General features: G+C 42.9%; 8 protein-coding genes. All 8 read left to right on the top strand.

What is annotated here, in order from left to right:
* The 8 genes from dnaE to ACUM5Y_RS13040 all read left to right on the top strand — a co-directional run bounded on the left by dnaE (position 1) and on the right by ACUM5Y_RS13040 (position 11,395).
* Positions 1–3,477 (top strand): DNA polymerase III subunit alpha, encoded by a 3,477-nt coding sequence (gene dnaE, locus ACUM5Y_RS13075; RefSeq protein ID WP_445977322.1) that lies wholly within the window; start codon positions 1–3, stop codon positions 3,475–3,477.
* Between the two features lie 116 nt (positions 3,478–3,593).
* Entirely contained in the window at positions 3,594–4,541 is a 948-nt protein-coding gene (gene accA / locus ACUM5Y_RS13070; RefSeq protein ID WP_445977321.1) for an acetyl-CoA carboxylase carboxyl transferase subunit alpha, read from the top strand.
* A gap of 72 nt (positions 4,542–4,613) precedes the next feature.
* Positions 4,614–5,906, top strand: a complete 1,293-nt coding sequence (gene tilS, locus ACUM5Y_RS13065) for a tRNA lysidine(34) synthetase TilS (RefSeq protein WP_445977320.1) — start codon at positions 4,614–4,616, stop codon at positions 5,904–5,906.
* 692 nt (positions 5,907–6,598) lie between these two features.
* Positions 6,599–7,429 carry a DUF2971 domain-containing protein gene (locus ACUM5Y_RS13060; RefSeq protein ID WP_445977319.1) on the top strand — a complete coding sequence of 277 codons (831 nt, stop codon included), beginning with the start codon at positions 6,599–6,601 and terminating at the stop codon, positions 7,427–7,429.
* 104 nt (positions 7,430–7,533) lie between these two features.
* Positions 7,534–8,376: a hypothetical protein gene (locus tag ACUM5Y_RS13055; protein ID WP_445977318.1), complete on the top strand. Its 843-nt coding sequence runs from the start codon at positions 7,534–7,536 to the stop codon at positions 8,374–8,376.
* Between the two features lie 452 nt (positions 8,377–8,828).
* The gene (locus tag ACUM5Y_RS13050) at positions 8,829–9,800 is read left to right on the top strand and encodes a transposase (protein WP_445977496.1); all 972 of its coding nucleotides are present in this window, start codon (positions 8,829–8,831) and stop codon (positions 9,798–9,800) included.
* Between the two features lie 503 nt (positions 9,801–10,303).
* On the top strand, positions 10,304–10,750 hold the full coding sequence (locus tag ACUM5Y_RS13045; RefSeq protein ID WP_445977317.1) for a GNAT family N-acetyltransferase: 447 nt from the start codon (positions 10,304–10,306) through the stop codon (positions 10,748–10,750).
* A gap of 102 nt (positions 10,751–10,852) precedes the next feature.
* Positions 10,853–11,395, top strand: coding sequence for a hypothetical protein (locus tag ACUM5Y_RS13040; RefSeq protein ID WP_445977316.1), 543 nt, complete (start codon positions 10,853–10,855; stop codon positions 11,393–11,395).
* Positions 11,396–11,443: the final 48 nt, after the last annotated feature.

The raw sequence follows: 11,443 nt of genomic DNA, 5'->3' as shown, positions 1-11,443 counted from the left end.
GTGTCTACATCGTTCATACATTTACGTGTCCACACAGAATTTTCATTGGTCGACGGTCTGGTAAAAATTAAAGGCTTACTAGGCACTACTGAGCAAATGGCCATGCCTGCGGTAGCCATTACCGATGAAAATAACCTTTGTGGATTTGTACGCTTTTATAAAGGTGCGATGGACAAAGGCATTAAACCTATTTGTGGTGCCGATGTTGTTATTGAAGAAGATGACGAGACAGAGCAGCGTACGCGTTTAACCTTGTTAGCCATGTCTAACAAGGGTTACAAGAACATCATCGAAGTCATCTCAAAAGGTTATCAGCTTGGACAGGTTGAAGGGCGTCCAATCATCGCTCGACAGTGGATTGAAGAGCACAGTGAAGATGTTATTGCCTTATCTGCCGCGCAACAAGGCGATGTGGGTGTCTTGCTACAAAAGGGCCGTGGTGAAGAAGCTCAGCAACGCTTGCAGCGCTGGATGTCGATTTTCCCGAATCGTTTCTATGTAGAATTGCAAAGAACCAGCCGTGCAGGAGAAGAAGACTATATTCACGCTGTGGTGCCTTTAGCCGCGCAGTTGGCTTGTCCTGTGGTGGCCACCAATGATGTACGCTTCCTAAAGCGTGAAAACTTTGAAGCCCATGAGGCGCGAGTGTGTATTCATGATGGGGTGACCTTGGATGACCCTCGTCGTAAGCGCCGTTATTCTGAGGAGCAATACTTCAAAACGGCAGATGAAATGGAAGCCTTGTTTGAAGACATTCCAGAAGCCCTAGAAAACACGGTTGAGATCGCCAAGCGTTGTAGTGTGGATGTCTTGCTAGGCGAATACTTCTTGCCAGATTACCCCGTGCCGGAAGGCATGACCATGGAGTCTTTTTTCAGCAAGTTGTCCTACGATGGCCTACAAGAGCGTTTTGATTTTTTAACCAAGAAATACGGCGACCGCATTGCTAATCGCAAGCAAGAATATTGGGATCGCCTAGATTTTGAGTTAACCATCATTAACCAAATGGGTTTCCCAGGTTACTTCCTTATCGTAATGGACTTTATCCAGTGGGCAAAGGACAACGATATTCCCGTTGGGCCTGGGCGTGGTTCAGGTGCGGGCTCGCTAGTGGCTTACGCCTTAAAAATCACCGACCTTGACCCACTAGAATATGATCTGCTGTTCGAACGTTTCTTGAACCCAGAACGTGTCTCCATGCCGGATTTCGATATCGATTTCTGTATGGATAATCGTGACCGAGTCATCGATTATGTGGCACAAACTTACGGTCGTGATGCGGTGTCTCAGATTATCACCTTCGGGGCCATGGCGGCGAAGGCGGTTGTGCGAGACGTAGCAAGGGTTCAGGGCAAACCTTACAGTTTAGGAGACAAGCTTTCTAAACTGATTCCGTTCGAAATCGGCATGACCCTGAAAAAGGCGCTGGAAGAAGAGCCTGCATTGCCCGAGTTTTTAGCTGGGGATGAAGACGCCGCCGAAGTAATGGAAATGGCCATTTCCCTAGAAGGTGTGGTGCGAAACTTTGGTAAGCACGCCGGTGGTGTGGTGATCGCACCCACCAAACTTACCGACTTTGCCCCCTTGTATTGTGAAGAAGACGGCTCGGGTCTGGTAACCCAATACGACAAAAATGATGTGGAAGAGGCAGGCTTAGTTAAGTTCGACTTCTTGGGTCTAAAAACCCTTACCGTCGTTGATTGGGCGGTAAAAAACATTGATGCGATTAACGAACTAGAGGGTAAACCTCCTCTGGATATTTCCCTAATCGATCTAGAAGACAAATCCACATACGACCTGTTAAAACGTGCTGAAACCACTGCCGTATTCCAGCTGGAATCCCGTGGTATGAAAGAGTTGATTAAAAAGCTCTTGCCATCTCGTTTTGAAGATATTATCGCCTTGGTAGCCCTATACCGTCCGGGTCCTTTGGGCTCGGGCATGGTGGACGACTTTATTAACCGTAAGCACGGTCGTGCTGAGATGTCGTTCCCACATTCGGACTATCAACACGATGATTTGATCCCAGTGCTAGAGCCTACTTACGGGGTCATCCTATACCAAGAACAGGTAATGCAAATTGCTCAGGTATTGGCGAAATTCTCCCTTGGTGGTGCCGATTTATTACGTCGTGCCATGGGTAAGAAAAAGCCAGAAGTTATGGCGGAACAGCGCCTTATCTTCATGGAGGGCGCCCTTAAAAACAATATCGACAAAGACCTGTCAGGTAACATCTTCGACCTGATGGAGAAATTTGCCGGTTATGGTTTTAACAAATCTCACTCGGCGGCTTATGCCTTGGTGTCATACCAAACCGCTTGGTTGAAAAACCATTATCCTGCACCGTTCATGGCGGCGGTGCTTTCTGCCGATATGCAGAATACCGACAAGATCGTTATCTTCATCGAAGAATGTCGATCCATGAAATTGGCGTTGGAACTGCCCAATGTGAATGAGTCTGTGTATAAATTCACCGTTAATCAACAGGGCGCCATCGTTTATGGTCTCGGTGCCATTAAAGGGGTGGGTGAAGGCCCGATCGAGGCCATCGTTGAAGCTCGTAAAGATGGCCCATTTGAACATATTTTTGACTTCTGTCAGCGAGTGGGTCGTAAGGTTAATAAGCGTGTCATGGAAGCTCTGGTTCGTTCCGGTGCGTTTGACACCATAGGACCCAACCGAGCGACCCTGTTTGCCTGCATTGATGATGCCCTCAAGCGTGCAGCGCAAGACGCCAAAAGCCAAGATGCCGGCATGATGGACCTTTTTGGCATAGCCGTAGAAGAGAACACTGAAAATGCCTACGACGAAGTGGGCATCCAGCATGAGTGGCCGCCGCGTCAGCGTCTTGATGGTGAAAAAGACACTCTCGGCCTGTATGTGACAGGGCACCCGATCGACGAATACGAGAAAGAGCTACGCCGTTTTGTGCGCTCACGCATCGTCGATTTACAGCCGAAGCGTGGCGACAGCCAGATCATGGCGGGGCTGATTGTCGATCTACGTATCACCAAGAGTAAGAAGGGCGGCAACATTGCTTTTGTCACCCTAGACGACCGTTCGGCGCGCATTGAAGTCACCGTTTTCCCAGATAACTATGAAAGCTTCAAAGACGTGATTGTGAAAGATGAAGTGATCGTGGTGGAAGGTGAAATCAGTGTGGATGAATTCCGTGGTGGCCAAAAAGTCATTGCTCGAAACATGCTGGATATCCCTCAAGCACGTATTCGCTATGTAGAAGCCTTGCGCATTACGTGGAATTCGGAAACCGTTACCCCAGAAGAAATCAAAAGCCTTGCTCACAGCATGGAGCCCTTTAAGGGCGATGGCTGTGATGTCGTGATAGGTTTTGATACCCCTCAAGCCCATGGGGACATTCGCCTAGGGCCTGCATGGAAAATCTTGCCGGATGATGAATTAATTCACCAACTTCAGAAACAATACGGTAAACAAAATGTTCAGTTGGTGTATACTTAGGCGCATTTAAGAATTTATATACTCGGTAGCGGCTCTGCGGAGGCTACCGATAGAGTTAAGGGTGAAGGACTTTTGCCTTTGTATTTGATGACCACCAAACAGCAGTGTAATTAAACATGAATTTAGATTATCTTTCTTTTGAGCAGCCGATTGCTGAACTCGAACAAAAAATTGAAGAATTACGTCTTGTCGGCAACGACAATGAGCTGAATATCAGTGATGAAATTAGTCGTCTAGAAGATAAAAAAATTGCTCTAACTCAGAGCCTATTCAGTAATCTAGGAGCATGGGAGGTTTCTCAACTAGCCCGTCATCCGCGCCGTCCATACACACTAGATTACATCAACCACGTTTTTACTGACTTCGAAGAAATGCACGGTGACCGCCACTATGCAGACGATCGCGCCATTGTCGGTGGTATTGCACGTTTAGACGGCCGCCCTGTAATGGTGATTGGCCACCAGAAAGGTCGTGAAGTTAAAGAAAAAGTATTGCGTAACTTTGGTATGCCGCGTCCAGAAGGCTACCGTAAAGCCCTACGTTTGATGGAAACAGCAGAACGTTTCAACATGCCAATCGTGACGCTAATCGATACTCCTGGGGCTTACCCTGGTATCGGTGCGGAAGAACGTGGACAAAGTGAAGCGATTGCCTTCAACTTGGCTGTAATGTCACGCCTAAAAACTCCTATCATCTCTACCGTGATTGGTGAGGGTGGTTCTGGTGGTGCTTTGGCCATTGGTGTATGTGACGAGCTAATGATGCTGCAATACGGTACTTACTCTGTAATATCTCCAGAAGGTTGTGCATCTATTCTTTGGAAGAGCGCAGACAAAGCTTCTGATGCAGCGAAAGCTATGGGCATTACCGCTCAGCGTCTACAAGAGCTAGGTTTTGTGGATAACATTATCCCTGAGCCATTAGGTGGCGCGCACAATGCTCATGAGCAAATGGCACAAAACCTAAAAGAGAACGTACTAGCGGCGCTAGATCGTATGGAAGCTCTAAGCACAGAAGAATTGCTAGAACGCCGTTACAAGCGTTTGATGTCTTACGGACTGTAAGCTTTTCGAGTAAGAAAGAGCCTCCTTCATGGGGGCTTTTTTGTTTTTAAAACCGTGATTTTAGGGCAGTAAATGATGCGAACAGATCGCTTTGTGGATGACACTAACGCATTAACCTTTTCTCCTGCATGGCTTGAGGCCTTGTTTGCTGACGCCGGACGCGTGTGGGTAGGGTTAAGTGGCGGAGTGGATTCCTGTGTTCTGTTGCATGCTCTGGTTAACCAAGTCTCCCCACTGCAAAGACAGCAATTAACAGCGATTCATATACACCATGGTTTGAGTGCAAAGGCGGATGAATGGATAGAGTTTTGCCAGCAGCTTTGCCAAGACTGGGGCGTGGGTTTCGTCGCAGAAAAGGTCTGCTTACAGACACAAGCTTCCATTGAAGATGCCGCCCGCAAAGCTCGCTATGAGGTTTTTGAACAGCATGTCTCTTCCAAAGATGTGCTACTGCTTGCTCACCATCAAGGGGATCAAACCGAAACGGTATTGTTTCGTCTATTGCGTGGTACAGGTGGCAAAGGCTTATCTGGCATGCCTGTTGAAAGGGCTCTTGGAGAGACAGGTGCGCGTTTGTTACGGCCATTGCTGTCTGTGAGCAAAGCTCAAATAGAAAATTATGCAGAACGCTTTGCTTTGAGTTGGGTGCAGGATGACTCCAACTTTGACGAACACTTTACGCGTAACTTTCTACGCCAAAGTGTCATTCCTCCTCTGGTGTCTCGCTTTCCCAAAATGCAGGAAAATATTGCCTCAACTGCTCAACGCATTGAGACAGATTACACCATGCTAGCACGCTTTGCAGAGCAGCAATTAGCAAGCTGGTGTAACCCTAAGGGGGGCTTAATACTCACGGAATTGGCCGAACTGGCAGCAGAAGAAAGGCAGTTTTGGTTACGTCATTTCTTGGCTCAGCACGATATCTCTTTGCCCCACCGTCAGCTGGTGAATCTAGATACCATGCTCACCAGTGCTGGGGACAAACAGCCTGAAGTCTTGCTAGCGGAAAAACGCCTACAACGTCATCAACATTGTTTGTATGTCTTGCCACAAGAAAGCCCTGTAGTGCTTGGTAAACTAATAGAAGGGCAATGGCTGACTCGCTCTTTCGATAGCGTAAGAGTATTAGGAGCCGTTAACTGCGAGCTTAAACCACGCCCGCAAGGTGCCAGTATTACCCTCGCCAATGGCAATACTCGCAAACTGAAAAAATGGCTCAATGACCAAAGCATCCCCAGCTGGTGGCGAGATCATTTACCCTACATCTACCAAGACAACCAACTGGTCGCCATCGGTGACCTTTGGGTGCATCCTGACTGGCAAGGCAAAGTAGAATGGCAGCCCTCACCACAACTGCCAATCTAAAGCGGATATACACAACCTCTCTTATTATGAATGGCATTTGAAAATGACATTCTTCCTCGAAACTGCCGCCTACCTCGTCGGAATGTCATTTTTCAAACGCCTCGTATCGTGGGTCGTACTTCAGTGCGACAAACACGAATCTCCGGCTCCCTCGGATTATTGACGCCATTTGAAAATGACATTCTTCCTCGAAACTGCCGCCTACCTCGTCGGAATGTCATTTTTCAAACACCTCGTATCGTGGGGCGTACTTCAGTGCGACAAACACAAACCTCCGAACCCTCGGATTATTGATGGCATTTGAAAATGACATTCCTCCTCGAAATTGCCGCCTACCTCGTCAGAATGTCATTTTTCAAACACCTCGTATCGTGGGTCGTATTTCAGTGCGACAACTTGCTTAGCCAATTCTTTGCTAGTATTGTCTAAAAAACAATCATGAAACTGCGTTTTTGAGCTGGCCGATAAACAAAAAGTCTTTTAGTATCGAGCAACAAGGTTTTGCAGTATCGAAATAACACACTGTGGATAAAAAGGAATAATGGGTACGTTCGTTTTGCCCGCTTTTAGTTTTGTGAATAGCTTTATAAATTAATCTAAATTCAGTAGGTTATAAAATTATTTAGATGGTTTGGAATACATGTGAACGAGCGTGCGCACTATTAAAATGTTACATTTTAACGGAGTATTGAGTGGATTTTGATTATATATATAAATTTCATAAAATTACTGACAATTCAAAAAGTGCTCTTCAAGAAAGAAAAATATGGTTATCCACACAGGCATCGTTAAATGATCCATTTGAAGGAGTAACGAAAACTATATTGCCAGATAATAGAGATGAACTAATTACGAAGTGCGTTAAATACATGACGGATATGCTTTGTGATGAAAAAGGTATTGATACAAATCACGCAAGAGAACTAGTACTAGAAAGGTATTTTAAAAATCCGGATGGCTTTCTTAATTTCGTTCTTGAGCAAGCTAAGAAAGAACATTGTATTTCTATTGAATATACTAAAAAATTAGGCATATATTCTACGTCATCAGATATACCTGGTGATGAACGTTCACACATTTTTAATATGATAATGTGGTCTCTTTATGCTGATGGTTTTAAAGGCTTCTGTATTAAATATAACGCTAAAGAGCTCTATCGTTCACTAAGAGAATTAAATGAGCAGGATACGTTTGCATACACAAAAGTAGATTATGTAACTAAGCCACATGAAATAGATCTCTTTTCACTTAACCATAAAAATAATTTCACGTACTTAAAAGCACTACAGTGTAAGCATGAACAATGGCTACATGAGTGTGAATGCAGAATACTATGCTCTGATACAGGTTTGAAAAACATATCAGAACAGTCAGTTGAAGCCGTATACTTTGGAGATAAAATTGACCCACGTAAAGAATTAGAAATGATAAAAATAATTAATCATGCTTTTCCTGATACCCTGATTTATCGAGTCACGCTCGATAATCAAAGCTATGGGATTAGAGTGGGAAAGAAAATGTAACAAGGTAATTCAAATCGGACACGTAACAGTTGGCCATCGCTACGCGATTATAGCCAACGTTACTTAGCCGTTTAATTAAGCGTTAGTTGTATCAAGGATTATCGATGACTCTAGTTATTGCTGGTTATAGTAGAGGTGGTTTCGAAGAAGGAATCTATTTTGCTGCGGATAGCCATATTACTCAACACAATCAAATTTTAGTAAAAGGATTCAGAAAAGTAATCGAACTGCCAATTAGGGTTAAAGGGTTAAATTTTTGTGGAGACTGGTTTAATAGTTACCTAGGTAATAGATATGAAAGTTCATGTGCTATTGCATTCGCTGGTAGTTCTTTAGTAGCACAGCATTTAATTAATTCGATGAAAAACCATTTGTCAGAGCTTTATCCAACCTTCTCAGAAGGGCGTTATCAAATAGTAATGTCTTGTGAGCAAAGAAAGCATTTGAGAAATAATGATAACTATAGTGAAGATATGTTTCTGGATCGGGATTTAGATAATATTCTTACGGGGGAGTATTTATCTCAAGTTGTTTGTCACTCTATAGAAGCGGTTCTTAATAAAGCAAGAGAACACGGTTCAATGAGTAGATTGTTTGTCGCATATCAAGCTGAATTTATCTTCGGTGTTCAATGTCCACAAACGAGAGAATATCAACTGTATCAATATGAAATTGTTCCAGATGAAGAATTGGGAGTAAAGGTTGAATACCTACGAATAGCGAATGATGATCTTGCTGTTATAGGCGAAAAAGAAAAGTTTAAAGAGTCTGCTCGCGAAGCTTTAAGTCAATGTCCACCTGAGGACAAACCATCACATGCTATGTTTTCGTTTTTGAATCAGTCAATAGATAATGAAAACTCTATTGGCAATAATGGAATCGGAAAACCTAGTGGATTATTTAACCTTCAAGGACGAATGCTGACAAAAGTTCTACATGAGAATTAAATACAGCTAACAAGCTGTTAAACAAGGACAAAAAAACAGTTGGCTTTTGCTCCTTCGTCGCTAATTTTAGCCAACTATTTTATTGCTTGTTAACAGGGCGTTAGGCTATAAGGAGATTATTTTGCTTCAGAAGTTATCGGATAGATTTGACCAGTTGATATCTGAAATATCAAAAATTGAATCCACGATAATTAGGGTCAGGGTAAAATTAGCCACTTTCTTACAGATAGCTTCATTTCCGCTTCCCCGCATCACTATAATAAATTAAAGACTTATCAAGCGATCCGCTTTGCCTTTGTAGCTTTCCACAAGGCGTGCATTCAACCCATTATTTAACTAGGCCATGCACCTCTAAAAGCTAGTAAATCCGTGGCTTTAGTCATTTTCTAAGATATTCTTGGTGATCTTTTCTATACTGAATTTATGTTTTCTCAAGGAAGAGGAAGAGAATGATGTCTATCTCAAGAAACCAGCAAGTGTGCTTATCTGATACCCCTTATTATCATTGTGTCTCAAGGTGCGTTCGCCGTGCTTTTTTGTGTGGTGAAGATCCAATAAACGGAACTAGTTATGAGCATAGGCGGGGTTGGGTGGAGAACCGTCTGTTATTCCTTGCCAGTGTCTTTTCTATTGATGTTTGTGCTTATGCTGTAATGAGTAATCATCTCCATATTGTGCTTCACATAGATGAAGATAAAGCCAAATCATGGTCAACATTAGAAGTTATACAACGTTGGCATCAGCTTCATAAAGGCACCTTATTTACTCAACAATATGAAAAAGAAGAGGTTTTACCTGATTATGCTATAACGCTAGCTGAAGCCTCTGCTAAAACCTATAGAAAACGGCTGATGGACATCAGCTGGTTTATGAAAGAACTGAACGAACCGATCGCCAGAAGAGCCAACTTTGAAGACGGATGCACAGGGCATTTCTGGGAAGGGCGCTTTAAGTCCCAAGCCTTATTAGACGAAGCGGCGTTAATTGCCTGCATGGCCTATGTTGACCTAAACCCACTACGAGCGAACATGGCCAAAACACCTGAAGATTCTGAGTTTACTAGCATAAAACAACGGGTGGTCTCGGCTAAAAGCAAACACCAACCAAAAGCCTTATACCCTTTTGTCGGTAACCCAAGAAAAGACATGCCTGATGGGCTACCATTCAAACTCATGGGGTATCTTGAGTTGGTGGACATGACAGGCCGTATTATCAGAGAAGGCAAACGCGGTGCTATCGATGTCTCGCTACTTCCCATCCTCCAGAGGTTAAATGTTTCGTCGGAAAACTGGCTATGTATCGTCACAGAATTTGAAAAAAGAACGGGCAAAGTTGTTGGTCAAGAACAATCCATCAAGCATTACAGCGAATCACATCACCGATATCGAAAGCCGAATAAAACATGCAGTAAGTTACTTGCTTAGTCATAACTAAAACGTCCCTCAAACCATAAGTGAAGCAGCGAATGCTATTCGGGGATTCAGTGTGTTTCTTATTAGCTGAAAAAGCCTCATCACCCCAAAATTACATGCTAGATCGTCATAACAAAGTGACTATTGACCAGACAAAGCTCTTCAAGATGCCTGTACGAGACTATATGTTATAAGTGAGCTCTGTCACTTTAGAATAGTCATGTATTTAGTGGCTTTAAGAGATGCATGGCCTAGATAATCCGTCATGGATTCATGTGCTTTTACTGGTAGATAACCAAAAAGTCTTTTAGTATCAATCAACAAGGTTTTAGAGTGTCTAAATAATGTGCTGTGGATAAAAGGAATATCGCGCACGCTCGTATTGCTCGCTTTTAGTTTTGTGAATAGCTTTATAAATTAATTTAAATTCAGTAGGTTATAAAGTTATTTAGATGGTTTGGAATACGTGTGAACGAGAGTGCGCACTATTAAGATGTTATGTGCTTGGAGGGAAAATGGAAATCCAGAAGGTCCTAAAATCGGATCTAGAGGCAGTGATAAGGCTTGTTTCAGAGGTCTCAGACAAGGATGTGCTTCCATTGTTTAACGAACAGGGAAAGCAAGAGTATAAGGATAGAGTTTTACCTGATCTAGCGACAACTTTTGACCATGAGAAGTTTTCATCTGTTAAGGTCGTATCAGGTGGGGAAGTCATTGGTTTTGCTGCTTTACGTGAGGGGAACTATCTGACACATTTATTTGTTGCTAATTCACAGCAAGGTTCAGGTTTGGGTCGTGCTTTATTGAATTATTTGCTCAATCAGACAGATGCTCGTGAAGTTAGCCTGCGTTCATCGGTGAATGCTGTTGATTTCTACAATCGTAATGGTTTCGTAGCAACAGGTGAAGAAGCCGAGTTCAATGGAATTAGGTTCGTCCCAATGTCTTTAGTACGCACATAACAAAACGTTCAAAAGTGACCAAAAACGCTGCGCGGTTTTGGCACGTTAACTTTGCGTTAGCTGCTCTTGGTTTTAGCTAGTTTTAATATAAGGATATGTATTATGACTTCCAAGAATTTGAAAATTCTAAATGAACCTTTTGTGTTGTGGTTTCTATCATCTGTTTTATTGGCTTTTATATCTTGGCAATATACGGAGTTACAAAAAAATTCAGCAGAAAAAAAGGTTCAAGAGCATGTGATAAAAAAAGCAAATTTAGAACTTAATCTTTTGCTTCAAGATATTGAGTTTTATTCAAGCCTTGAGAATAAGACAACTGCTTCTCATTTGACCAATGCTATTACTCTTATGCAGTACAATGCCGTGAACAAAACTAATCAGTTTTACGTCCCTACATTGCAAAATGTGATGCTGGAGATTGACTCCCGCACTAAGAGTAAAGGGTTAGAAAAATATCAACGTAAAGTTTTTAAACACCTCACAGTTATTTCAAATTCAGTCAACAGAATTATCACTCCTATGACAAGGCCAAATGACTACATTTGGAATAGGTTAACAGACGAAGAAAAATTGAATTTAAAAAGTTTAAAAGAACTTACATTAGAAATTACTGATTACTATAAATTACGAAGAAAGAGTAGCTAACAAGCAGCCCCTTAACAGGGCGTTATGCGCCAAAGTGTCTCCCCTATG

The sequence above is a fragment of the Marinomonas dokdonensis genome (assembly GCF_052747885.1).
The sequence above is the reverse complement of the archived record's forward strand: the minus strand, read 5'-3'. Positions and strand labels throughout refer to the sequence as shown.